Annotated in this window: 19 protein-coding genes; 3 read left to right on the top strand and 16 right to left on the bottom strand. The window is 72.9% G+C overall.

Translation table 11 applies throughout. The annotated features are described in order from the left end of the window. Nucleotides 1-29 precede the first annotated feature (29 nt). Both ACZ404_RS06630 and ACZ404_RS06625 read right to left on the bottom strand, forming a co-directional pair. A complete protein-coding gene (locus ACZ404_RS06630; protein ID WP_468436548.1) occupies nucleotides 30-1,298 on the bottom strand; it encodes a glucarate dehydratase family protein in 1,269 nt (422 codons plus the stop codon). Beyond that, nucleotides 1,295-2,191, bottom strand: a complete 897-nt coding sequence (locus ACZ404_RS06625) for a 5-dehydro-4-deoxyglucarate dehydratase (RefSeq protein WP_468437172.1) — start codon at nucleotides 2,189-2,191, stop codon at nucleotides 1,295-1,297. Before ACZ404_RS06625 ends, ACZ404_RS06630 begins: the two co-directional genes overlap by 4 nt. A gap of 367 nt (nucleotides 2,192-2,558) precedes the next feature. Here ACZ404_RS06625 and ACZ404_RS06620 point away from each other — a divergent pair, with 367 nt between their 5' ends. Then, a complete protein-coding gene (locus ACZ404_RS06620) occupies nucleotides 2,559-3,791 on the top strand; it encodes an MFS transporter (RefSeq protein WP_468436546.1) in 1,233 nt (410 codons plus the stop codon). Here the strand turns inward: ACZ404_RS06620 and ACZ404_RS06615 are convergent. The 10 genes from ACZ404_RS06615 to hrcA all read right to left on the bottom strand — a co-directional run bounded on the left by ACZ404_RS06615 (nucleotide 3,755) and on the right by hrcA (nucleotide 14,564). Further along, nucleotides 3,755-4,747, bottom strand: a complete 993-nt coding sequence (locus ACZ404_RS06615; RefSeq protein ID WP_468436544.1) for an adenosine deaminase — start codon at nucleotides 4,745-4,747, stop codon at nucleotides 3,755-3,757. The genes ACZ404_RS06620 and ACZ404_RS06615 overlap by 37 nt on opposite strands. A gap of 20 nt (nucleotides 4,748-4,767) precedes the next feature. Then, nucleotides 4,768-5,673, bottom strand: a complete 906-nt coding sequence (locus tag ACZ404_RS06610) for a ribonuclease Z (protein WP_468436542.1) — start codon at nucleotides 5,671-5,673, stop codon at nucleotides 4,768-4,770. A gap of 6 nt (nucleotides 5,674-5,679) precedes the next feature. Then, entirely contained in the window at nucleotides 5,680-6,033 is a 354-nt protein-coding gene (locus ACZ404_RS06605) for a histidine triad nucleotide-binding protein (protein WP_468436540.1), read from the bottom strand. A 121-nt stretch (nucleotides 6,034-6,154) separates the two neighbouring features. After that, complete coding sequence (locus tag ACZ404_RS06600) at nucleotides 6,155-9,364, bottom strand: S41 family peptidase (RefSeq protein WP_468436538.1); 3,210 nt, start codon at nucleotides 9,362-9,364, stop codon at nucleotides 6,155-6,157. 46 nt (nucleotides 9,365-9,410) lie between these two features. Beyond that, nucleotides 9,411-9,965 carry a hypothetical protein gene (locus ACZ404_RS06595; RefSeq protein ID WP_468436536.1) on the bottom strand — a complete coding sequence of 185 codons (555 nt, stop codon included), beginning with the start codon at nucleotides 9,963-9,965 and terminating at the stop codon, nucleotides 9,411-9,413. Nucleotides 9,966-10,092: 127 nt separating this feature from the next. Continuing rightward, nucleotides 10,093-10,485, bottom strand: coding sequence for a VOC family protein (locus ACZ404_RS06590; protein WP_468436534.1), 393 nt, complete (start codon nucleotides 10,483-10,485; stop codon nucleotides 10,093-10,095). Between the two features lie 17 nt (nucleotides 10,486-10,502). Next, nucleotides 10,503-11,252 (bottom strand): 16S rRNA (uracil(1498)-N(3))-methyltransferase, encoded by a 750-nt coding sequence (locus ACZ404_RS06585; RefSeq protein WP_468436532.1) that lies wholly within the window; start codon nucleotides 11,250-11,252, stop codon nucleotides 10,503-10,505. Continuing rightward, nucleotides 11,249-12,334: a nitronate monooxygenase gene (locus tag ACZ404_RS06580; RefSeq protein ID WP_468436530.1), complete on the bottom strand. Its 1,086-nt coding sequence runs from the start codon at nucleotides 12,332-12,334 to the stop codon at nucleotides 11,249-11,251. The genes ACZ404_RS06585 and ACZ404_RS06580 overlap by 4 nt, the downstream gene beginning before the upstream one ends. A gap of 79 nt (nucleotides 12,335-12,413) precedes the next feature. Beyond that, nucleotides 12,414-13,547, bottom strand: coding sequence for a molecular chaperone DnaJ (dnaJ, locus tag ACZ404_RS06575; protein ID WP_468436528.1), 1,134 nt, complete (start codon nucleotides 13,545-13,547; stop codon nucleotides 12,414-12,416). Then, the gene (gene hrcA, locus ACZ404_RS06570; RefSeq protein ID WP_468436526.1) at nucleotides 13,548-14,564 is read right to left on the bottom strand and encodes a heat-inducible transcriptional repressor HrcA; all 1,017 of its coding nucleotides are present in this window, start codon (nucleotides 14,562-14,564) and stop codon (nucleotides 13,548-13,550) included. It abuts the gene before it with no gap. 162 nt (nucleotides 14,565-14,726) lie between these two features. On the opposite strand from hrcA, the gene ACZ404_RS06565 reads away from it, so the two are divergent. Together ACZ404_RS06565 and ACZ404_RS06560 are read left to right on the top strand one after the other, a co-directional pair. After that, entirely contained in the window at nucleotides 14,727-15,449 is a 723-nt protein-coding gene (locus tag ACZ404_RS06565; RefSeq protein WP_468436524.1) for an MBL fold metallo-hydrolase, read from the top strand. 34 nt (nucleotides 15,450-15,483) lie between these two features. Then, nucleotides 15,484-16,344, top strand: a complete 861-nt coding sequence (locus ACZ404_RS06560; protein WP_468436522.1) for a DUF3097 domain-containing protein — start codon at nucleotides 15,484-15,486, stop codon at nucleotides 16,342-16,344. Between the two features lie 73 nt (nucleotides 16,345-16,417). Here the strand turns inward: ACZ404_RS06560 and hemW are convergent, their stop codons facing one another. From hemW to lepA, 4 genes are all read right to left on the bottom strand, one after another. Next, the gene (gene hemW, locus ACZ404_RS06555) at nucleotides 16,418-17,650 is read right to left on the bottom strand and encodes a radical SAM family heme chaperone HemW (protein ID WP_468436520.1); all 1,233 of its coding nucleotides are present in this window, start codon (nucleotides 17,648-17,650) and stop codon (nucleotides 16,418-16,420) included. A gap of 28 nt (nucleotides 17,651-17,678) precedes the next feature. Next, nucleotides 17,679-19,496 carry a SpoIIE family protein phosphatase gene (locus tag ACZ404_RS06550; protein WP_468437170.1) on the bottom strand — a complete coding sequence of 606 codons (1,818 nt, stop codon included), beginning with the start codon at nucleotides 19,494-19,496 and terminating at the stop codon, nucleotides 17,679-17,681. A gap of 258 nt (nucleotides 19,497-19,754) precedes the next feature. Continuing rightward, nucleotides 19,755-21,629, bottom strand: a complete 1,875-nt coding sequence (locus tag ACZ404_RS06545; RefSeq protein ID WP_468436518.1) for an AMP-dependent synthetase/ligase — start codon at nucleotides 21,627-21,629, stop codon at nucleotides 19,755-19,757. A 261-nt stretch (nucleotides 21,630-21,890) separates the two neighbouring features. Continuing rightward, complete coding sequence (gene lepA, locus ACZ404_RS06540; protein ID WP_468436515.1) at nucleotides 21,891-23,765, bottom strand: translation elongation factor 4; 1,875 nt, start codon at nucleotides 23,763-23,765, stop codon at nucleotides 21,891-21,893. Nucleotides 23,766-23,974 lie beyond the last annotated feature (209 nt).

The following is a 23,974-nucleotide window of genomic DNA, read 5'->3' as shown; positions in this document are numbered from 1 at the left end:
CGCACCGGGCACGGGCACCGTACGGACGGCTACCAGCGCGGCATCACCGGGGTCCGCCACCCGGGGTCGGTCACGCGCATCGCCGCCGCGTCGTCGCGCTCGCGCAGGGTGCCGTCGTCCTCGGCCCACCGCCGGTGCAGCCGCTCCAGCCGCTCCCGGTCCAGTTCGACGCCGAGCCCGGGTGCGTCGGACACCACGACGCGGCCGTCGGTGAAGGCGAGCCGCTCGGTGAGGACGTCCTCGGACTGCCAGGGGTAGTGGGAGTCGCAGGCGTGGCGCAGGCCGGGCACGGTGGACGCCACGTGGGTCATGGCGGCGAGGCTGATGCCGAGGTGGGTGTTGGAGTGCATGGACACCCCGACCCCGAAGGCGGCGCAGATCGCGGCGAGCTGCTGGGTGTTGCGCAGTCCGCCCCAGTAGTGGTGGTCGGAGAGCACCACCTGGACGGCGTCCTTGGTGAACGCCTCCTTGATCTCGCCGAAGGTGGTCACGCACATGTTGGTGGCCAGCGGCACCTCGGTCCGGGCGGACACCTCGGCCATGGCGGGAGTGCCGAGCGTCGGGTCCTCCAGGTACTCGAGGACGTCCCCGAGTTCCTCGGCGACCTTCAGCGAGGTCTCCACCGTCCAGGCGCCGTTGGGGTCGAGGCGCAGGGGGTGCCCGGGAAAGGCCTCGGCGAGGGCGCGTACGGCGGCGATCTCCTGCTCGGGCGGGAAGACGCCCCCCTTGAGCTTGAAGGAGGTGAACCCGTGGCGCTCCTTGAACCGCCGTGCCTGGGCGACGACTCCGGCCGGGTCGAGGGCGGCGCCCCAGTCGTCCCGTTCGGAGGGGAGCTTGTAGAAGAGGTAGGCGCTGTATTCCACCGAGTCCCGCACCTTGCCGCCGAGCAGTGCGTGCACGGGCAGGCCGAGCGCCTTTCCCTGGGCGTCCAGGCAGGCGACCTCGAAGGCGGACAGCACGGACAGCCGCAGTTTGTCGGCGCTCTGCACGCCGCGCAGCCCGCCGGCGTCGACCTCGCCACGGACCCGTGACTCGTCCACGGCGAGGTCGAGCGCGAACAGTCCGTTCACGTCCATGACCGAGCGGCCGGGGAGGCGTGCGGCGAGCGAGCGGGCCGGCTCCAGGTACTTGGTGTCGCCGTAGGTCTCGCCGAGACCGGTGATCCCGTCGGCGGTGACGACCTCCACGATCAGCCGCGGGGTGTACGGCTGGTGCACGCCCTGGGTGTTGAGCAGCGGCGGGTCGGCGACCAGGATCGGCGTCAGCCGCACCTCGGCGATGGTCAGGTCACGGGTCACAGGGAGGCTCCTACGAGGTCGAGTCCGGCGGTGAGGAGGGCCTCGAGCGCGGCGAGGTCGGCGGGCGAGGGGTCGGTGAGCGGGGCCCGGACGGGTCCGACCCGCTGCCCGCGCAGCCGGGCCGCCGCCTTGACCAGGGACACCGCGTATCCGGGGGTGCGGTCGCGGAGTTCGACGAAGGGGACGTAGAAGCCGCGCAGCAGCTTGTCCAGGGTGCCGTGGTCGCCGTCCCGGAGGGCGGTGAAGAAGGCGCCCGCGATCTCGGGCGCGAAGGCGTGCACGGCGGAGGAGTAGGCGGGCACACCGACGGTGGCGTAGGCGCGGGCCTGGATCTCGGCGGTGGCGGCGCCGTTGAAGAACAGGAAGTCCTCGGGGGCGGCGAGGGTGAGGCGCTGGAGGCGGTCGAGGTCGCTGTGGCCGTCCTTGAGGCCGATGACGTTCGACAGGCGCGCGAGGCGCCGCAGCGAGGCGGGCGTGTAGGCGACCTGGCCGCGCTGGTAGGCGACGAGGGGCAGCCGGGTGCGGGCGGCGAGCTGCTCCAGCTGGGCGGCGAGGCCGTCCTGCGGAGCGGCGACGAGGTAGTGCGGCAGCACGAGCAGGGCGTCGGCGCCGGCCTCCTCGGCGATGCGCGCGAACCGGGCGGCCTGCGCCCAGCCGTACCCGGTGCCGGCCACGACGGGCACGCGCCCGGCCGCCTCCTCGACAGCGATGCGGACGACCTGCCGGTACTCCTCCTCGTCCAGCGAGAAGAACTCGCCGGTGCCGCAGGCCGGGAAGAGGGCGCCGGGGCCGGCGGCGAGCCGGCCGGCCACATGGGCGCGGAAGCCGTCGGGATCGAGGGAGCCGTCGTCGTGGAAGGCGGTCAGCGGGAAGGACAGCACACCCTGTGCCATGCCCTGCCGCAGTCGCCGCGCAACGTCCTGCGGACTCGGGTCGCCGTCCACCTGATCATCTCCCCTTGTGAATGCTGTCCATGTATGAAAACAGAGGCTAGATACCCCGACATCAGCCGTCAACGGCCGCTCGCGGACCGGACGGAGAAGGGGGGCGAAAGGGAGCATGACGGGCGAAGGTCCCGATGAAAGCCCGCTCATACCCCCTCCCCATGAGCACAAACGCAAGAGTGATCCGGATCACGCCACCCGAACTTCTCCCCGGAACCGCGTGCTTGATACAACTTGCTCGCGCGTTCCCGTCCGTCGACGGCCGTCGCCCTCCCCCCTCTCAGAGCCGCTCCTCTCGCCTGCCCCGGGAACGCCCGTGTCCGCCCCCCGCCCCACTCCCTGGCCCCTCGTCGCCCTGTTCACGGCCGGGTACCTCGCCCCCTACCTGCTGCCGACCACCGTCGGCCGGCTCGACACCGGGCTGCCGCTCTCCGCCACCCAGGCCGGGGCCATCGGCAGCGCACTGCTGCTGAGTTCGGCGGCGGCCGGCTTCCTGCTGGCCTCCCGGGTCGAGCGGTTCGGCGCACGCGCCCTCGCCCGGTTCGGACTCGCGCTGGCCTTCCTCGGCTACGGCGGAGCCGCGCTCACCGGTGCCGTACCGGCCGTCGTGGTGGGCGCGTTGGCCGGCGGGTTCGGGACCGGTACGGTCACGGCGGTCGCCGCAGGCGGCATCGCCGCCGAGCGTGATCCTCACCGGGTCACCACGCTGGGCCTGCTCTGCGTCTCCGCCCTCGCGGGCGCCCTGTACCTGACGATCCCCCACCTGGGCCCCGGCCACGGCCAACCGCTTGCCGCCGTCGCCCTGTTCGCACTCGCGGTGTGGCCGCTCACCGCCCGGCTGGCAACCCGTACGGCCCCGCCCCGCACGTCCCGCGCCGAACGCGGCCGGCTCCCCCACCCCCGGGCCGGGCTGCTGCTGGCGGCGGCCATGCCGTGCTGGTCCCTGGCGCAGAACGCCCTGTGGGGCGTCAGCGGGCGCATCGGCCTCGGCCAGGCCCACCTCGGCGAGGCCGCCGTCGGCGCGGTGTTCGCGGTGGCGCTCGGTACCGGGCTGGTCGGAGTGGTGGGCGCGGGCGCGCTCGGGCCCCGGCTGGGCCGGGCGGTCCCGATCGGCGTCGGCACCGCGCTCATCGCGGGCTGTGTCGCGCTCAGCGCGTCGGCGACCGACCTGCGGACCTTCGCGCTCGGCGAGATCTCCTGGAACCTGCTCTACCCGGTCGTGCTCTCGTACGTCATCGGCCTGGCCGCCTCCCTGGACCCGCGCGGCCGCTGGGCGGTGCTGGTCGGTTCGGCCGCGTCCCTGGGCACGGCGGCGGGCCCGCTGAGCGGGAGCGTGCTGGCGGCGTGGGCCGGGTTCCCGGTCATGGGCCAGGTGCTGGCCGTCGGACTGCTGGGCGTGGCGGTGCCGATGACCGTGGTGGCGGTGCGGGTGGGCAGGCAGTCGCTGCCCGTGGTGGAGATCCAGGTGGACGCCCCCGCCGCGCCCGCCCGGCAGCAGACGTACGAGACGGCCTACCCGAACGCGTACGCCTCCACCTCGGCCAGGTAACGCGCCCGGCGCTCCTCGTCGTCGTCCAGGAAGGAGGCGCGGAAGGAGTTGCGGGCCAGCTCGCGCATCTGCTCCCTGGTCAGCCCGAGGGCGTCGCGCACGGCGTGGTAGTTGTCGGCGACGTACCCGCCGAAGTAGGCCGGGTCGTCGGAGTTGACCGTGCACAGCAGACCGGCGTCGAGCATGGCCGGCAGGGGATGGTCGGCGAGGGTGTCCACGGCGCGCAGCCGGACGTTGGACAGGGGGCACACGGTCAGCGGGATCCGCTCGCGCACCAGCCGCTCGACCAGTGCCGGGTCCTCCAGGCAGCGCAGGCCGTGGTCGACGCGCTCCACGCCGAGCACGTCCAGGGCCTCGGTGATGTACTCCGGCGGCCCCTCCTCACCGGCGTGCGCGACGCGCCGCAGTCCGAGCGCGGCGGCGGCCTCGTACACCTCCCGGAACTTGACCGGCGGATGCCCGACCTCGGCGGAGTCGAGGCCGACGCCGGTGATCCGGTCCAGGTACGGCCGCGCCGCCTCCAGGGCCTGGAGGGCCGACTCGGCGGACTCGTCGCGCAGGAAGCACAGGATGAGCCGGGTGGAGACGCCGTGGTTCGCCTCGCTGCTGCCCAGCGCCCGCCACAGCCCCTCCACGACCGTGCCCATGCTCACGCCCCGGGCGAGGTGGGCCTGCGGGTCGAAGAAGATCTCCGCGTGCCGGACGCCCTGCGCGGCGGCGCGGGCGAGGTAGGCGTCCGCGAGATCGGCGAAGTCCTGCTCGGTGCGCAGGACGGCCATGAGCTCGTAGTACAGGTTCAGGAAGGACTGGAGGTCCTGGAACCGGTAGGCCTCGCGCAGCGCGTCCGTGTCGGCGTACGGCAGCCGGACGCCGTTGCGCGCAGCCAGCGCGAACGCCAGCTCGGGCTCCAGCGTGCCTTCGATGTGGAGGTGCAGTTCTGCTTTCGGGAGGGGCATCAAAGCATCGTACGGCTGCTTCACCGTCGTTTCGGGACCGGCACCCGCTGCAGGTCGTACGCCACGGTCAGCTCCCCCTCGTACCCGGCGGCCCGGGCCTGCCGCTCGAACTCGTCCGGGTCCGAGTAGCGCTGGCTGAAGTGGGTGAGGACGAGGTGCCGTACGCCCGCGTCCCGCGCCACGGCCGCCGCCTGACCGGCCGTCAGGTGACCGTGGTCGACGGCGAGTTCCAGGTCCTCGTCGAGGAACGTGGACTCGATGACGAGCAGGTCGCAGCCCTCGGCGAGGGCGTGGACGCCGTCGCAGAGCCGGGTGTCCATGACGAACGCGAACCGCTGTCCGCGCCGCACCTCGCTCACGTCCTCCAGTGTCACCTCGCCGAGCCGCCCCTCGCGCTGGATGCGGCCCACGTCCGGCCCTTTGATGCCGTGGGCGGCGAGCCGCTCGGGCAGCATCCGGCGCCCGTCGGGCTCGGTCAGCCGGTAGCCGTAGGACTCCACCGGGTGGGACAGCCGGCGGGCCTGAAGGGTGTACGACGGGGTCACCGCGAGGACACCGTCGGCGGCGACCGGCGCCTCGGTGAGGCGGACGGTCTCCCGGTAGGCGGTGGCGTACCGCAGCCGGTCGAAGAAGCGCTGCCCGGAACGCGGGTAGTGCGCGGTGACCTCGTGCGGCACCTGGTCGAGGTTGATCCGCTGGATGACTCCGGCGAGGCCCAGACTGTGGTCGCCGTGGAAGTGCGTGACGCAGAGCCGGTTCAGGTCGTGGGCGGCGACCCCGGCGCGCAGCATCTGCCGCTGCGTTCCCTCGCCGGGATCGAACAGGATGCCCTCGCCGTCCCAGCGCAGCAGGTAGCCGTTGTGGTTGCGGTGGCGGGTCGGGACCTGGCTGGCGGTGCCGAGGACGACCAGTTCGCGTACGGACACGGCTCGTTACCCGGGGGGCCATTCCAGGCCGCGCCCGCCGAGGACGTGCGCGTGGGCGTGCCAGACGGTCTGGCCGGCGCCGCTGCCGGTGTTGAAGACGATGCGGTAGCTCGCCAGCTTCTCCTCGTCGGCCACGGCCTGGGTCTCGGCGAGGACGTCGGCGGCGAGCTGCGGGGCGCCGGCGGCGAGGGCGGCTGCGTCCTTGTAGTGAGCCTTGGGGATCACCAGGACGTGGGTGGGGGCCTGGGGGTTTATGTCGCGGAAGGCGACGGTGGTGTCGGTCTCGCGGACGATCGTCGCCGGGATGTGGCCCGCGACGATCTTGCAGAACAGGCAGTCGTCCTGGGGTTCTCCCGCCATATCGCTGCGCTCGCTTTCGCCGGTGATCGTTACTTGGGCATCGTAGTCGTTCGGCTGCGGGCCCGGTGGGGGTTGCTCGCGCCCACGCGGCGGAGCCGCATGTCGATGCGGCCCGCGCCCCTCAGGTGGGGATGCTCGGCGGCACCTTCGCAGGACTCCCCTCCAGCGCTTCCAACGCCAACCTCACTGCCTCGTCGAGCTGGGGATCCCGGTCCGCCGCCCAGTCCTGGGGCGTGTGGGGTACCTCCACGTCGGGGTCCACGCCGTGGTTCTCGACGTCCCAGCCGGCGCCCTCGAGCCAGAAGGCGTACTTGGGCTGGGTGATGAGGGTGCCGTCGACCAGGCGGTAGCGGCTGTCGATGCCGATGACGCCGCCCCAGGTGCGGGTGCCGACGACCGGGCCGATGCCGAGGGCCCGGATCGCCGCGTTGACGATGTCGCCGTCGGAGCCGGAGAACTCGTTGGCGACGGCGACGACCGGGCCGCGCGGGGCGTCCCGCGGGTAGCTCTCGGGCCGCATGCCGCGCGGCAGGTCCCAGCCGACGATCCGGCGGGCCAGCTTCTCCACGACGAGCTGGGAGGTGTGGCCGCCGCGGTTCTCCCGGACGTCGACGACCAGGCCCTCGCGAGCCACCTCGACGCGCAGGTCGCGGTGGATCTGGGCCCAGCCGGGAGCCTGCATGTCGGGCACGTGGAGGTAGCCGAGGCGGCCGCCGGACCTCTCGTGGACGTAGGCGCGGCGGTCGGCGACCCAGGCGTGGTAGCGCAGGGGCTCCTCGTCGGCGAGGGGGACGACGACGGCGTGCCGCGGATCGCCCCCGCCGACCGGTGAGACGGTCAGCTCGACCGGCTTTCCGGCCGTGCCGACGAGCAGCGGGCCGGGGCCGGTGACCGGGTCGACCGGGCGGCCGGCGACGGCGACGATCGCGTCCCCGGGGCGTACGGCGACGCCGGGTGCGGCGAGCGGGGAGCGGGCGTCGGGGTCGGAGGTCTCGGAGGGCAGGATGCGGTCGATGCGCCAACTGCCGTCCTCGTGGCGGGAGATGTCGGCGCCGAGCAGGCCCTGGCGTTCGCCGTTGCCGAAGCCGCCGCGCGGGGTGACGTAGGCGTGCGAGGTGCCGAGTTCGCCGTGCACCTCCCAGAGGAGGTCCACCAGGTCGTCGTGGGTGGCGAGGCGGTCGAGGAGGGGGCGGTAGCGGTCCAGGACGCCGTCCCAGTCGACGCCTCCCATGTCCGCGCGCCAGAAGTTGTCCCGCATGATGCGGCCCGTCTCGTCGTACATCTGCCGCCATTCGGCGACCGGGTCGACGGTCTGGCGGACGCGGCTGAGGTCGACGGTGATGTTCGAGTCGCTGTCCTCGTCGTCGGAGCGGCGCCGGTCGGCGGGTACCACCCTGAGCCGGCCGTCGGTCCACAGCAGGATCCGCTTGCCGTCGCCGCTGACCTCGAAGTGGTCGGCGTCGGCGGCGAGGTGCTCCAGGCGCTGCTGGGCGAGGTCGTAGCGCTCCAGCTCGGTCTTGGGGTCGGGGGCGTCGGGGGTGGCGCGGGAGGCGCCGAGGACGCCGCGCACGGGGTGGCGCAGCCAGAGCACGCCGTCCTTGGCGGCGCGCAGGTTGCTGTAGCGGGCGGCCTCGACCGGGAAGGGCACGATGCGGTCGGCGAGGCCGTCGAGGTCGATGCGGGTGGCCGGGGTGCCCTCGCTGTCGGGGGTCTCGTCCTTGTCGGGGGCGCCGAAGGGCCGGCCGTGGCGCTGCGGCCCGAACGGGGAGGGCGTGGCGGCGGCCAGGGTGATCAGGTAGGGGCGGACGCCCTCGACGAAGGCCAGGTCGAAGACGTGTTCGTCGTAGACCGGGTCGAAGGAGCGGCTGGAGAGGAAGGCGAGGTGCCGGCCGTCCAGGGTGAAGGCGGGCGCGTAGTCCCGGAAGCGCAGCGGGGTCGCCTCGGTGACCGTGAGGTCGGTGGTGTGGGCGAGGCGGAGCTGGGCGAGCGGGGAGGGGCCGGGGTGGGACCAGGCGAGCCAGCCGGAGTCGGGCGAGAAGGCGAGGTCGGACACGTCGCCGTGGTCGCTGCGGGTCACCTCGCGGACCTCACCGGTCTCGCGCTCGACCAGCAGCAGCCGTCCGTCGTGCGCGGCGACGGCGGCGCGGCTGCCGTCGGGCGCCATGGCGAGTTCCAGGACGCGGCCGAGCTGCCCGGCGGCGAGCCGGCGCGCAGTGGTGCCGGGGGCGGGGCCGGTGGCGGGCGCGAACTCCAGGGCGTCCTCGCCCTCGGCGTCCGTCACCCACACCACCCACTCCTCGCCCTCGGCGCGGAAGGTGCGCGGCAGCCGGGCCCGCACGCCGGGCTGGGCGGCGAGGGCGCGGGCGGGGCCGGAGCGGTGGGTGACCCAGTGGACGGCGCCGCGCACGGAGACCGCGCTGCCGCGCGCGGTGTGGTCGGGGGCGGCGGAGCCGAACCAGCGGGAGGCGTTCACCGGGTACGGCTGCAGGTCCACGCGCGGGCCGCCGAGTCGTACGTCGAGCCGGCGGGGCTCGGCGCCGGCCAGGTCGTCCAGCAGCCAGAGCTCACCGGCGCTGCTGTACACGACGCGGGTGCCGTCGGAGGCGGCGTGCCGGGCGTAGAAGCCGTCGAGAGGCGTGTGGCGGCGCAGGTCCGTGCCGTCGGCGAGGGAGGAGTAGAGGGCGCCGGTGCCCTCGTGGTCGGAGAGGAAGGCGATGCGGTCGCCCACCCAGAGCGGGTACTCGAGGTTCCCGTCCAGCTCCTCGTGCAGCCGCACGAACGCACCGTCGCCGGCCCGGTCGATCCACAGCTTGCCCGCCGTACCGCCCCGGTACCGCTTCCACCAGGCGGCCTCGCGGCCCATCAGCGCCGACAGCAGCACGGTGTGCGGGCCGTGGGCGACGTCGCCGACGGGCCCGTACGGCAGCGTGGCCGCCGGTCCGCCGTCGAGCGGGACGGCGCGGGCCCAGGTGCGGCGCAGGCTGGCCTGGCCCTGGGTGCTGAGCACGAGGACCTCGCCGTCGGGGGTCCAGCCGCGCACCTGGGTCTTCCCACTCCCCCAGTGGGTCAGCCGCTTGGCGGGGCCGCCCTCGACGGGTGCGACGTGCGCCTCGGGGGCGCCGTCGCGGGTGGAGGTCCAGGCGACGGTCGTGCCGTCGGGCGAGATGCGGGGGTGGTTGACCGGCACGTTGTCGGCGCTGACCCGCCAGGCCCGCCCGCCGTCGAGAGGGGCGAGCCATACGTCGTCCTCCGCGACGAAGGTCACCAGATCGCCGTGGAGTGAGGGGAATCGGAGGTAGCCGGAGGTTCCTGTCGAAGCGCCCTGAGTCACCCCGTCAGAGTACGCAGCGACCGCCGCTTCCCGCCCTCGTTTCCGATCACTTGCCCTCGACGGGCCAGCAGGTCGGGTCGCCCTTGCACCAGAGGGTGCGGGTGACGGTGACCGTGACGGTGGGCCGGGGGCCGCCGGTGGGCCGGTGGGTGACGGGCGGCTGGTACGTCGGGCCCGGAGCGGCATCGCAGTTGCCGAGCCCGTCGACGTGGAAGACCCGCCGGCCGCCGACCGTGGCCGTCAGATCGCCGCGTACGCAGGCGCCGTTGACCGCCTTGGTCACCTTGCCCTTGACGCTGATCCTCTGTCCGTCCCTGGTCCGGCCCTGGCAGTCGACGGAGACGACGGTGCTCTCCGACGGCGAGGGCGACCTGCCCGCGGTGAAGCCGCCCTTGGCGTAGTTCCCGGTGCAGGTGAGCCAACTGACGTCCACGTGCTGCCGCTTCAGCTCGGCGGTCGCGGTGGTGTCGGTGGTGTACGCGGCCGTGGCGGAACTCAGCCCACCCGGATCGCACGCCACCAGCGCACCCCCGCCCACCACCACGAGCCCCGCCGCCGGCACGGCCCACACCCGACGCCCGATCCGCCTCGATACCCCCATGCAGGCAGCGTCCCACCGACCCCGCCCGGACGAAAGGCCGCAAACAGCCACTCACCCGTTCGTGCGCAGACGCCGTGGCCCCGGCGCCGTCGCTCGGCCGGTCCGCCTGCGCCACGCGGCGTCGCCGTCAGGTGCGCAGGAGCAGCCACTCCTGGAGTTCCACCAGGTTGCCCTCCGGGTCCTTGAGGTGGGCGACGCGCATGCGGTCGGTCATGGGGGCGGGGCCGTGGAGCAGGGTGGCGCCGCGGGAGGTGATGCCGGCGCAGTAGGCGTCGAGGTCGTCGACGCGCAGCACGACCAGGGAGCGGTGGCCGGTGGCGGTCTCGCCCAGCTCGGCCAGGAGCCCGGCCATCATGGCGCGGTCCTGCAGCGCGATGCCGGCGGAGCCGGCGTGCGGGCTGAACTTCTCGTACGGCCCCTGGCTCGCCCCGGACTGCGGCTTGAGGCCGAGCACCTCGGCGTAGAACCGGTAGCAGGCGGTGAAGTCGGTGACGAGGAGCCGTACCTGGGCGAGTTCCATCGGTGTTCCCCCTGGTGTCATGACCAGCGGCCGCTGCGTCCCAGCAGGAGGGCCGCGGCGGCGGTGCCGGCGGTGGATGTACGCAACACCGTAGGACCGAGTACGTACGCCTGCGCACCCGCCCCTTCGAAGAGCGCCAACTCGTCCCGGGAGACGCCCCCTTCGGGGCCCACGACCAGCACGATCTCACCCTCGGCGGGGAGCGGGGCGGTGGCCAGCGGCCGGCTCTCGTGCTCGAAGTCCGAGTGGAGCACGGCGGCGAAGTCGGCCCTGGCGAGAAGCGCGGCAACCTGTTTGGCCGTCGCCGCGTCCGCGACCTCGGGGAAGCGCACCCGCCGGGACTGCTTGCCGGCCTCGCGGGCGGTGGCCCGCCACTTGCCGAGCGCCTTCAGCCCGCGGTCGCCCCGCCACTGGGTGATGCAGCGGGCCGCCTGCCAGGGCACGATCGCGTCGACGCCGACCTCGGTCATCGTCTCCACGGCGAGTTCACCGCGGTCGCCCTTGGGCAGCGCCTGCACGACGGTGATGCGCGGCGCGGGCTCCGGCTCCTCCTCGATGCCGCCCATGTGCACGATCAGCCGGTCCTTGCCCTCGGTGCCGACCACGTCGCACACCGCGTAGCGTCCGGCGCCGTCGGTGAGGACGACCTCCTCGCCGGGCTGGAGCCGCTTCACGGAGACCGCGTGCCGCCCCTCGGGCCCGTCCAGGACGTACCGGCCGCCCCCTTGGGCGCGGAAGTGCTCGACGACGAAGACGGGTGCCGTCATCGCGCGTCACCTCCGCCCGGTCCGTCCGACAACGCTGTCCGGGCGGCGGCGAGTTCGGCGGCCAGCACCTCCACCAGCTCCCCGGCCGGCAGCTCCCGGGCCATGCGGTGCCCCTGGCCGGCCCACAGCGCCATGCCCTGCGCGTCGTCGGCCTTGGCGGCGGCCTTGCGCAGCGGGGAGGTGAGGTGGTGGACCTCGGGGTAGGCGGCGGGGGCGTACGGGCCGTGTTCGCGCAGGAAGCGGTTGACCAGCGCGCGGGCCGGGCGGCCGGAGAAGGCGCGGGTCAGCTCGGTGCGGGCGAACAGCGGGTTGGTCAGCGCCTGCTTGTGCAGGGCGTGGGCGCCGGACTCGGGAGTGGCGAGGAACGCGGTGCCGAGCTGGGCGGCGGTGGCGCCGGCGGCGAGCGCGGCGGCGATCTGGCTGCCGCGCATGATGCCGCCGGCGGCGACGATCGGGAGGCGCACCGCCTCACCGATCTGCGCGATCAGGGACAGCAGCCCGATGCCGGCGCCGTCGTTCTCCGCGCAGTCCCGGTGGGTGCCCTGGTGGCCGCCGGCCTCCACGCCCTGTGCGATCACCGCGTCGGCCCCGGCGCGCTCCACGGCGCGGGCCTCCTCGGGGGTGGTGGCGGTGACCAGGGTGAAGGTGCCGGCGCGGTGCAGGGAGTCGATGACCTCCCGGCCGGGCACGCCGAAGTGGAAGGAGACCACCGGCACCGGGTTGTCGAGGAGGACGGCGAGCTTGGCGTCGAAGCCGTCGTCCCGGCCGCTGTCCGGGTCGCCCGGCTCGGTCTCGTACCAGGCGGCCTCACCGGCCAGCTGGTGGGTGTAGACCTCCACGGCGCCCGACTCGGCGTACTCCGGCTGCGGCATGAAGACGTTCACGCCGAAGGGGCGGGCCGTGAGGCTCCGCAGCTGCTTGATCTCCTGGTACATGCCGTCGGCCGTCTTGTACCCGGCGGCGAGGAATCCGAGGCCGCCCGCCCCGGACACGGCGGCGGCGAGCCGCGGCACGGAGACCCCGCCCGCCATGGGAGCCTGCACGATCGGGTGGGGGAAGAGATCGGTCAGCGCGGAGGACATGACGGCATGTTGTCACGTCCTCCGAACAACGCCGAATCGGGCTTCCCCACCGGCACATGCCACTTTCCGACCGGCCGGGTCAGCGCCCGTTGAACGCGTCCTTCAGCCGTGAGAACAGCCCCTGCTGCCCCGGCTGGAACTGGCCCTGGGGCCGCTCCTCACCGCGCAGCTTCGCCAGCTCCCGCAGCAACCGCTCCTGCTCCGGGTCCAGCTTGTTCGGCGTCTGCACCTCGACATGCACGACGAGGTCGCCCCGGCCGCCGCCGCGCAGATGCGTGACGCCCCGGTTGTGCAGCGGGATGGACTGCCCGGACTGGGTGCCGGGCCGGATGTCGACCTCCTCCATGCCGTCCAGCGTCTCCAGCGGCACCTTGGTGCCGAGGGCCGCCGCGGTCATCGGGATGGTCACCGTGCAGTGCAGATCGTCGCCGCGCCGCTGGAAGGTGGAGTGCGGCAGCTCGTGGATCTCGACGTACAGGTCACCGGCGGGGCCGCCGCCGGGCCCGACCTCGCCCTCGCCGGCGAGCTGGATCCGCGTGCCGTTGTCGACACCGGCGGGGATCTTCACGGTCAGGGTGCGCCGCGAGCGCACCCGCCCGTCACCGGCGCACTCGGGGCACGGCGTCGGCACGACGGTGCCGAAGCCCTGGCACTGGGGGCAGGGGCGGGAGGTCATGACCTGGCCCAGGAAGGACCGGGTGACCTGCGAGACCTCACCGCGGCCCCGGCACATGTCACACGTCTGGGCGGAGGTGCCGGGAGCGGCGCCCTCACCGTTGCACGTGTTGCAGACGACCGCCGTGTCGACCTGGATGTCCTTGGTCGTGCCGAAGGCCGCCTCGTCCAGCTCGACCTCGATGCGGATCATCGCGTCCTGGCCGCGCCGGGTGCGCGAGCGCGGGCCGCGCTGCGACGCCGTACCGAAGAACGCGTCCATGATGTCGGAGAAGTTGCCGAAGCCACCCGCCCCGAAGCCCGCGCCGGCGCCGCCGGCCTGGGAGAGCGGGTCGCCGCCGAGGTCGTAGACCTGCTTCTTCTGCGGGTCCGACAGCACCTCGTAGGCGGCGTTGATCTCCTTGAACCGCTCCTGGGTCTTCGGATCGGGGTTGACGTCCGGGTGCAGCTCGCGCGCGAGCCGCCGGAACGCCTTCTTGATCTCATCCTGCGACGCGTCGCGGCGCACGCCGAGAACGGCGTAGTAGTCCGTGGCCACTTACGACTCCGCCAGGATCTGTCCGACGTACCGTGCCACTGCGCGTACCGCTCCCATCGTTCCCGGGTAGTCCATGCGGGTCGGTCCGACCACGCCGAGCTTGGCAACCGCCTCGCCGCCCGAACCGTAACCGACCGACACCACGGAGGTGGAGTTGAGTCCTGCGTGGGCGTTCTCGTGCCCGATGCGCACGGTCATGCCCGGATCCTTCGCCTCACCGAGCAGCTTGAGGAGCACGACCTGCTCCTCCAGCGCCTCGAGCACCGGCCGGATGGTGAGGGGAAAGTCATGTCCGAAGCGGGTGAGATTGGCGGTACCGCCGATCATCAGCCGCTCCTCGTTCTCCTCGACCAGTGTCTCCAGCAGGGTGGAGAGCACCGTGGAGACCGTACCGCGGTCCTCGGCCTCGAAGGCTTCCGGCAGGTCCTCGACCAGCTTCGGCACGTCCGTGAACCGGCGGCCGGCGACCCGGCTGTTCAGCCGCGCGCGCAGATCCGCCAGCGAGGACTCCCCGAACGGCGCGGGGCAGTCCACCATCCGCTGCTCGACCCGGCCGGTGTCCGTGATCAGCACGAGCATCACGCGCGCGGGGGCGAGTGAGAGCAGCTCCACATGGCGCACGGTGGACCGGGTCAGGGACGGGTACTGCACGACGGCGACCTGCCGGGTGAGCTGCGCGAGCAGCCGTACGGTCCGGGCCACCACGTCGTCGAGGTCGACGGCGCCGTCGAGGAAGTTCTGGATCGCGCGCCGCTCGGGCGCGGTCATCGGCTTGACGCCCGCGAGCTTGTCCACGAACAGCCGGTAGCCCTTGTCGGTGGGGATGCGCCCCGCGCTGGTGTGCGGCTGCGCGATGTACCCCTCGTCCTCCAGGGCCGCCATGTCGTTGCGCACGGTCGCCGGGGAGACGCCGAGGTTGTGCCGCTCGGTGAGCGCCTTGGAGCCCACCGGCTCCTCGGTGCCCACATAGTCCTGGACGATGGCGCGCAGCACCTGAAGCCTGCGTTCACTCAGCATCCGCGCGCACCTCCAGCATCCGGTCCCCTCGGCCCTTCGGGTCGGCCGCCTGGCACTCTGCATCGGTGAGTGCCAGCGTTCCCGGCCCAGTGTACGGCCGTGGGGTACTCACCGGGCAAGGTCGGTCCGGCTCGTTGCCCGCTCCACCGATAGCGTCGCGGTATGACCGTGACTTGGGAAGAGCTGGGGTGGGAGCGGCTTGCCGCCGGGGTCGGGCGGTGCCGGCTGCCCGGCTGGGACTGCACCGCCGGGCTGGTCGTCGGGGACGGTACGGCGCTGGTGGTGGACGCCGGGTCGAGCCTGGCGGAGGGCGCGCGGGTGCGTGAGGCGGCGCAGCGGCTCGCGGGCCGCCGTGTGACCCATCTCGCGCTGACGCATCCCCACTTCGACCATGTCCTCGGCGCCCCTGCGTTCGCCGGCGCGGAGGTGTACGCGGCGGTGGGCATGGACGCGGTGTTCGCCCGGCAGCGCGAGGAACTGCGCCTGGACGCGATCCGCAACGGGCTGCCGGTGGCCGACGCGGACGAGGCCGTCGACGCCCTGGCCGCGCCCCGTCACCCGGTCTCCGGGGAGCGGACCCTGGACCTCGGCGGCGGCCGTCAGGCCCTGCTGGCCAACGTGGGGCCCGGCCACACCGCCCACGACCTGGCCGTCCTGGTCCCGGGCTCCCCGGAGGTGGTCTTCTGCGGCGACCTGGTCGAGGAGTCCGGCGCGCCGCAGGCGGGTCCGGACGCCGTACCGTCCCGCTGGCCGGACGCGCTGGACCGCCTGCTCGCGCTGGGCGGCCCGGACGCGCTGTACGTGCCCGGTCACGGAGCGGTGGTCGACGCGGCCTTCGTCCGACGTCAACGGGACGCGCTGGCCGCGCGTTTCGGCGTGTCGTGAGCACGGCTCCGGCGGTTCTCCTATCGTCATCCGAATGCGCCCACCCGTCTCCCGCCACCGCCCTTCCCACGAGGGCCCCTCGGGCCCGCGCCCTCGTGTGTACTCCGCCGACCTGACTCCCCCTTGGAAGAAGCCGCAGCCCGTCCCGGAGGTGCCGGCGGAGCCCGGTCTGGTGGTGGAGGAGCCCGGTACCGGGTTCTGCGGGGCGGTGATCCGCTGCGAGGCGGGCACGGTGACGCTGGAGGACCGCTTCGGCAAGCACCGGGTGTTCCCGCTGCAGCCGCGCGGCTTCCTCCTGGAGGGCAGGGCCGTCACCCTCGTACGGCCGTCCGCCGCCCCGGCACGGCCCGCCCGCACGGCCTCCGGCTCGGTCGCCGTCCCGAACGCACGCGCGCGCGTGGCCCGCGCCGGCCGCATCTACGTCGAGGGGCGGCACGACGCGGAGCTGGTCGAGCGGGTGTGGGGCGACGACCTGCGCGTGGAGGGCGTGGTCGTGGAGTACCTGGAGGGGGTGGACGACCTGCCCGCGATCGTCGCCGAGTTCGCCCCGGGCCCGGACGCGCGCCTGGGCGTCCTGGTGGACCACTTGCTGCCGGGCACGAAGGAGTGGCACATCGCGGAGTCGGTCACCAGCGAGCACGCGCTGGTGGTCGGCCACCCGTACATCGACATCTGGCAGGCGGTGAAGCCGGCGTCCCTGGGCATCCCGGCGTGGCCGGCGGTGCCGAAGGGCCAGGACTGGAAGACGGGCGTGTGCCGGGCGCTCGGCTGGCCGGAGAACACGGGCGCGGCCTGGCAGCAGATCCTGTCACGGGTGCGGTCGTACAAGGACCTGGAGCCGGAGCTGCTGGGGAGGGTCGAGGAGCTGATCGACTTCGTCACGGCTCCCGAGTGACCCCGGCGGCGGCGTTGCGGACGCGCCTGCCGGAGAGCATCGCCGGGAACGTATCCGGTACGACGATCAACGATCAGTCCACCAGGTCCCGGACCACCGCGTCCGCCAGCAGCCGTCCGCGCAGGGTCAGCACGGCGCGGCCCTCCTCGTACGGCTCCTTCCGGAGGAGGCCGTCCGCCAGCGCGCGCCGGGAGGCCGCCAGGCCCTCCTCCTTCAGCAGCGACAGCGGCGCGCCCTCCCGCAGCCTCAGCTCCAGCAGGATCCGCTCCACGCGCCGGTCCTCGTCCGAGAGCAGTTCGCGCCCGGCCCCCGGCGACCGGCCGGACGCCAGCGCCGCCGCGTACGCCCCCGGGTGCTTGACGTTCCACCAGCGCACCCCGCCCACGTGCGAGTGCGCCCCGGGGCCCGCGCCCCACCAGTCGGCGCCGCGCCAGTACAGCTCGTTGTGCAGGCACCGCCCGGCCCGCGAGGTGGCCCAGTTGGAGACCTCGTACCACTCGAAGCCCGCCGCCGACAGGGCGTCCTCGGCGATGAGATAGCGGTCGGCGTGGACGTCGTCGTCGGTCGTCGGGATCTCGCCCCGGCGGATCCGGCGGGCGAGCTGGGTGCCCTCCTCGACGATGAGCGCGTAGGCGCTGACGTGGTCCGGTCCGGCGCCGATCGCCGCGTCCAGGGACGCCCGCCAGTCGTCGTCGGACTCGCCCGGCGTGCCGTAGATCAGGTCCAGGTTGACGTGCTCGAAGCCGGCCGCCCGCGCCTCTGCCACGCACGCCTCGGGGCGGCCGGGGGTGTGGGTGCGGTCCAGGATCCTCAGCACGTGCTGCTTCGCGCTCTGCATGCCGAAGGAGACGCGGTTGAAGCCGCCCGCCCGCAGGGTGGCGAGGTACGCCGGGTCGACCGACTCCGGGTTCGCCTCCGTGGTGATCTCCGCGTCCGGCGCCAGCCCGAACTCGTCGCGGATCGCCCCCAGCATCCGCACGAGGTCATCGGCGGCCAGCAGCGTCGGCGTGCCGCCGCCCACGAACACCGTACGGACCGGGCGCGGGTCGTCGCCGAGCACCTTCCGCGCCAGCCGGATCTCGTCGGTCAGAGTGTCCGCGTAGTTGTCGCGGGAGGCGAGCACCCCGCCGGTGCCGCGCAGCTCGGTGGCGGTGTAGGTGTTGAAGTCGCAGTAGCCGCAGCGGGTCGCGCAGTAGGGGACGTGCAGGTAGAAGCCGAGAGGGCGGTCGGCGGCCCCGGTGAGCGCGGAGTCGGGCAGCGCGCCGTCGGCGGGGACGGGCTCGCCGTCGGGGAGTGCGGAAGGCATGCCCTCCATTGTCCAGCACCGGACCGCGTCACCCCGCCTGGAGCACGAGCAGCGCCAGGTCGTCCTCGGGCTGGCCGCCGCCGAAGTCGTGCACCAGGCGGCGGATCCGCTCGGCGATCAGTTCGGCGCTGAGGCCGGCGCAGCCGGACAGGGCGCGGGCGAGCCCGTCGCCGTCGTCGAACTGGCGGGAGCCCGAGCGCCGCTCGGTGACCCCGTCGGTGACGCACAGCAGGCTGTCGCCGGGGCGCAGCTCGATGGTCTCGCTGGTGTACGTCTCGTCCTCGACGACCCCGAGCAGCGTCTGCGGCCGGGCGGCCGTGCGGACCTCGCCGTCGGGGCCGAGGACCAGCGGCAGGGGGTGCCCGGCTGAGGCGAGGGTGCAGCGGACGCCGCCGCCCTCGCGGGGGGCCAGCTCGCCGTAGAGGAGGGACAGGAAGCGGTTCTGCGGGCCCTCGCCGGGGAGGACGGGCCGGCCGGCCACCAGGGCACGGGCGGCGGCGTCGGCGGCTTCCGTGGCGTCGTCCAGCAGGAGCTGGTTGAGGCGGTCGAGGACGTCGGCGACCCGGTAGCCCTCGCGGGCGAGCAGGCGCAGCCAGGGCCGGGCGAGCCCGATCACGACCGCCGCCTCGGGGCCCTTGCCCTGCACGTCGCCGACGGCGAAGCACCAGCGGCCGTCGCCGGCCGGGAACAGGTCGTAGAAGTCGCCGCTCGGGCCGCCCTTGTCACAGGGCTCGTACACGAGGGCGCTGCTCACGCCGGGGATCTCGGCGACCGCGCCGGGCAGCAGGCCGCGCTGCAGGACGGCGCTGATGGTGGCCTGCCGGGCGTACTGGCGGGCCGCGCCGATGGCCAGGGCCACCCGGCGGCCGAGGTCCTCGACCAGGCCGGTGACCTCGTCGGGGAAGCCGACCGGCCCGCAGCGCCCGATGACCAGGGTGCCGAGCGGCCTGCCGCCCGCGATCAGCCGGTACGCCAGCGCCGTGCCGTCCGCGCCCTGCGGGCCGAGCGCGTCACCGGGCCAGGGGTAGGGCGCCGGTCCGGAGCGCAGCCCGTCCCCGGGGCTCGGCGGGTCCTTCTCCAGGGCCCGGGCCAGCTCCTCGATGCGGTCCTCGCTGACGTGCCAGACCCGGGAGGGCGCGCTGCCGTCGCCGCCGCGTACGGTCGCCTCGTCCTCCAGCCACATCGCGCACCAGTCGGCCAGCCGGGGCACCAGCAGCTGGCCGGTGAGGGCGGCCACCAGGTTCTCGTCCAGCTGTCCGGCGAGCAGGTCGGAGGCCTCGGCGAGGAACGACAGCGCGCCCCTGCCGAGCCAGTCCCGGTCCGCTCCGGGGCGCTGCGGGTGCGGGGCGAGGGCCTCGGCGGTCTCCAGGGTGTGCTCCGGGGCGGGCACCTGCGGGTCGGGTTTGCCGCCAGGGGGCAGCTGGGCCCAGACCGTCTTGCTGCCGGGGCGGTAGGTGACGCCCCAGGACTCGGCGAGGGTGGCGACCAGGCGCAGGCCGCGCCCGTGGTCGGGGGTCTCGTACGGCACCTCGCCCGGGGCGGGGTCGCGCGGGGAGCGCGCGGGGTGACGGTCGCACACCTCCACGACGAAGGCGCCGGTCCGCTCCAGGCGCCAGTCGACCTCCACCTGCGTTCCGGCGTGGACGACGGCGTTGGTGACCAGCTCACTGACGACCGCCATGGCGTCGTCCACGAGCCGCTGGGCCACCTGCGGCTCCCCGGCCAGCCACGCGCGCACCAGGGCGCGGGCCGAGCCGGGCGAGAAGGGGCTTCCGGGCAGCGTGGCGTGCCCCTGCGCCCCACGGGCGTGGGTCTCGTTCTCCCGCTGCGTCGGTATGGCCGCCATGTCCATGCGGCCAGGGTGACAGAGCGCGCGGACCCGAGAGCACTGAGTCACCGAAGCGGCCAGCAATGACGGGGAACTGTGCTACAGCAGCACCAGAAGACGCACACTTTCGAGCGACGCCGAACGCAAGCGATGCGCGCGCGGCCCGGGCCGGCCCGTCCCGGCGGACTCTCCCGGGCAGGTGGGGGCGCTGCCCGGCCGGCCGCGGACGGTGGTCCGTGGCCGGTGGCGGGCCCCCACCGTATTCGCCCGGACGGGTCAGGCCTCGCGGGCTCCGGAGTACATCTCGTCGATGAGGTGCTTGTACTCCCGCTCCACCACCGGCCGCTTCAGCTTCAGGCTCGGCGTGATCTCCCCGTGCTCCACGTCGAGGTCGCGCGGCAGCAGCCGGAACTTCTTGATGGTCTGCCAGCGCTGCAGCCCCTCGTTGAGCTGCTTGACGTACCCGTCGACCATCTCGACGGTCTGCGGCGCCGCCACGACCTCCGCGTACGACTTGCCCCCCAGGCCGTTGTCGGCGGCCCACTGCAGGATCGAGGGCTCGTCGAGCGCGATGAGCGCGGTGCAGTAGTTCCGGTCGGCGCCGTGCACCAGGATGTTGGAGACATAGGGGCAGACCGCCTTGAACTGCCCCTCGACCTCGGCCGGGGCGACGTACTTGCCGCCGGAGGTCTTGATGAGGTCCTTCTTGCGGTCGGTGATGCGCAGGTAGCCGTCGGGGGACAGCTCGCCGATGTCGCCGGTGTGGAACCAGCCGTCGGACTCCAGCACCTCGGCGGTCTTCTCGGGCTGCTGGTGGTAGCCCTCCATGATGCCGGGGCCGCGCAGCAGGATCTCCCCGTCGTCGGCGATCCGCACCTCCGTGCCGGGCAGCGGCTTGCCGACCGTACCGGTGCGGTAGGCCTCGCCCGGGTTGACGAAGGAGGCCGCGGAGGACTCGGTGAGGCCGTAGCCCTCCAGGATGTGGATGCCGGCGCCGGCGAAGAAGTAGCCGATCTCGGGCGCGAGCGCGGAGGCGCCGGAGACGCAGGCGCGCAGCCGGCCGCCGAAGGCCTCACGGAGCTTGGCGTAGACGAGGGTGTCGGCGACCTTGTGCTTGGCGGCGAGGCCGAACGGCGCCGAGTGGGTGCCGGTGCGGCGGAAGTTGTCCTGGGTGACCTTGGCGTACTCGCGGGCGACCTCGGCGGCCCACTGGAAGATCTTGTACTTGGCCGCGCCGCCCTCGCGGGCCTTGGCCGCGACGCCGTTGTAGACCTTCTCGAAGATGCGCGGCACGGCCGCCATGTACGTCGGCTGCACCACCGGAAGGTTCTCGATGATCTTGTCGACGCGGCCGTCGACGGCGGTGACGTGCCCGACCTCGATCTGGCCCGAGGTGAGCACCTTGCCGAAGACGTGCGCGAGCGGCAGCCACAGGTACTGCACGTCCTCGCCGCTGATCAGGCCGGTCGCGGCGATGGCCTTCGCCATGTAGGCCCAGTTGTCGTGCGGCAGGCGCACGCCCTTGGGGCGGCCGGTGGTGCCGGAGGTGTAGATGAGGGTGGCGAGCTGGTCCCGGGTGATCGCGCCGACCCGCTCCTTGATCAGCTCGGGGTGCTTCTCGAGATAGGCGGCGCCGCGCTGCTCCAGCTCGGTGAGGGTGGTCACCCAGTCGCTGGTCTCCACACCGGCCGGGTCGACGACGACGACCTTGGTCAGCGCGGGCAGCTCGGCGCGCTTCTCCAGGGCCTTGGCGAGCTGGCCGGCGTCCTCGGCGATCAGTACCCGGCTCTCGGAGTCGGAGAGGATGAACGCGGACTCGTCGGCGTTGGTCTGCGGATAGATCGTGGTGGTGGCACCGCCCGCGCACATGATGCCGAGGTCGGCGAGGATCCACTCGACGCGGGTGGAGGCGGCGAGGGCGACCCGCTGCTCCGGCTGGATGCCGAGCTCGATGAGCCCGGCCGCGAGAGCGTAGACCCGCTCGGCCGCCTCGCCCCAGCTCAGCGACTTCCAGTCGTCGGGGCCCTGGCCCGAGGCCGGCGGCACCGGATAGCGGTAGGCCTCCGCGTCCGGTGTGGCCGCGACGCGCTCCAGGAAGAGGGCCGCCACGGACGGCGGACGGTTCTCGATCAGGGTCTGTGTGTCGCTCACGACATCCTCCGGGGCCCGCGACAGTGCGGCTGACTCGGTGCGGCTGGGTTAACTCACGGTGGGGTTCGAGCTACTTGTTTAACTCGCGAGTAACTATCGAGCAGGGATCAGAGTAAGCCGCGACCGGCCGCTGCGTAAGGGGCCTCGGCCTGTCACTTTCCACGCAGAGCGACCTTACGCACGCGTAGGGGCCCGCCGCACTTTCGCACGACGAGCCCCCTTTGTGGCCGGTTTGAGGACGTAACCCGGAGTTACCCGTAGTTACTTCTTGCCCTTGGCCGACCCCGCGCTGTCATCACTGGAGAGCACCGCGATGAAGGCCTCCTGCGGAACCTCCACGGAACCCACCATCTTCATCCGCTTCTTGCCTTCCTTCTGCTTCTCCAGCAGCTTCCGCTTGCGGGAGATGTCACCGCCGTAGCACTTGGCGAGGACGTCCTTGCGGATGGCGCGGATGGTCTCGCGGGCGATGACCCGCGAGCCGATGGCGGCCTGCACCGGCACCTCGAAGGCCTGCCGCGGGATGAGCTCCTTCAGCTTGGCGACGAGCCGCACACCGTAGGCGTACGCCTGGTCCTTGTGGGTGATCGCCGAGAAGGCGTCCACCTTGTCGCCGTGCAGCAGGATGTCGACCTTGACGAGCGAGCTGGTCTGCTCGCCGGTGGGCTCGTAGTCCAGCGAGGCGTAACCGCGCGTCTTGGACTTCAGCTGGTCGAAGAAGTCGAAGACGATCTCCGCGAGCGGGAGGGTGTAGCGGATCTCGACGCGGTCCTCGGACAGGTAGTCCATGCCGAGCAGGGTGCCGCGCCGGGTCTGGCACAGCTCCATGATCGACCCGATGAACTCGGTGGGCGCGAGGATCGTGGCGCGTACGACGGGCTCGTACACGTCGCTGATCTTGCCCTCGGGGAACTCGCTGGGGTTGGTGACCGTGTGCTCGCTGCCGTCCTCCATGACCACGCGGTAGACCACGTTGGGGGCGGTGGCGATCAGGTCGAGGCCGAACTCGCGCTCCAGCCGCTCCCGGATCACGTCCAGGTGCAGCAGGCCGAGGAAGCCGACGCGGAAGCCGAAGCCGAGGGCCGCGGAGGTCTCCGGCTCGTAGACCAGGGCGGCGTCGTTGAGCTGCAGCTTGTCCAGGGCCTCGCGCAGCTCGGGGTAGTCGGAGCCGTCCAGCGGATACAGGCCCGAGAACACCATCGGCTTCGGGTCCTTGTAACCACCGAGCGCCTCGGTCGCGCCCTTGCTCTGGCTGGTGACGGTGTCACCGACCTTGGACTGGCGGACGTCCTTCACTCCGGTGATGAGGTAACCCACCTCACCGACGCCGAGGCCGTCGGCCGGCAGCATCTCCGGCGAGTTGACGCCGATCTCCAGCAGCTCGTGCGTGGCGCCGGTGGACATCATCCGGATGCGCTCGCGCTTGTTGAGCTGGCCGTCGATGACACGCACGTAGGTCACGACACCCCGGTAGGAGTCGTAGACCGAGTCGAAGATCATCGCGCGGGCGGGTGCGTCGGCGACCCCGACCGGCGCCGGGATCTCCTTGACGACCTTGTTCAGCAGCGCGTCGACGCCGAGACCGGTCTTCGCGGAGACCTTGAGCACGTCCGCCGGGTCGCAGCCGACCAGGTTCGCCAGCTCCTCGGCGAACTTCTCGGGCTGGGCCGCTGGAAGGTCGATCTTGTTGAGCACGGGGATGATCGTGAGGTCGTTCTCCATCGCCAGGTAGAGGTTGGCGAGGGTCTGCGCCTCGATGCCCTGGGCGGCGTCGACGAGGAGGATGGTCCCCTCGCAGGCGGCCAGCGACCGCGAGACCTCGTAGGTGAAGTCGACGTGCCCCGGGGTGTCGATCATGTTGAGGATGTGGGTCGTGCCCTGGTCGGGGCCCTCGGTCGGGGCCCAGGGCAGACGCACCGCCTGGGACTTGATCGTGATACCGCGCTCGCGCTCGATGTCCATCCGGTCGAGGTACTGAGCACGCATCTGCCGCTGCTCGACCACACCGGTCAGCTGGAGCATCCGGTCGGCGAGCGTGGACTTGCCGTGGTCGATGTGCGCGATGATGCAGAAATTGCGGATCAGAGCCGGGTCGGTACGGCTCGGCTCGGGCACATGGTTAGGGGTCGCGGGCACGCAGGGTCCTGTCTCTTGAGGCGCCTTATGCCTCGGGTCGGATCGATACGTAGTCTCCATGGTCCCACGGGGAGCGACCGGGGACCGTTTTGGGCCGCCCGCAGGGCCGCTGGTACTGTAGATGGCTGTGCCTCATGCCCTCTCAGCGCGAGGCACGTCAGAGAAATTTTGGATCACCGGTACGGGACCCGAGCGGCCCCGCACCAGAA

The organism is Streptomyces sp. NPDC030798 (assembly GCF_055572275.1).
The sequence above is the reverse complement of the archived record's forward strand: the minus strand, read 5'-3'. Positions and strand labels throughout refer to the sequence as shown.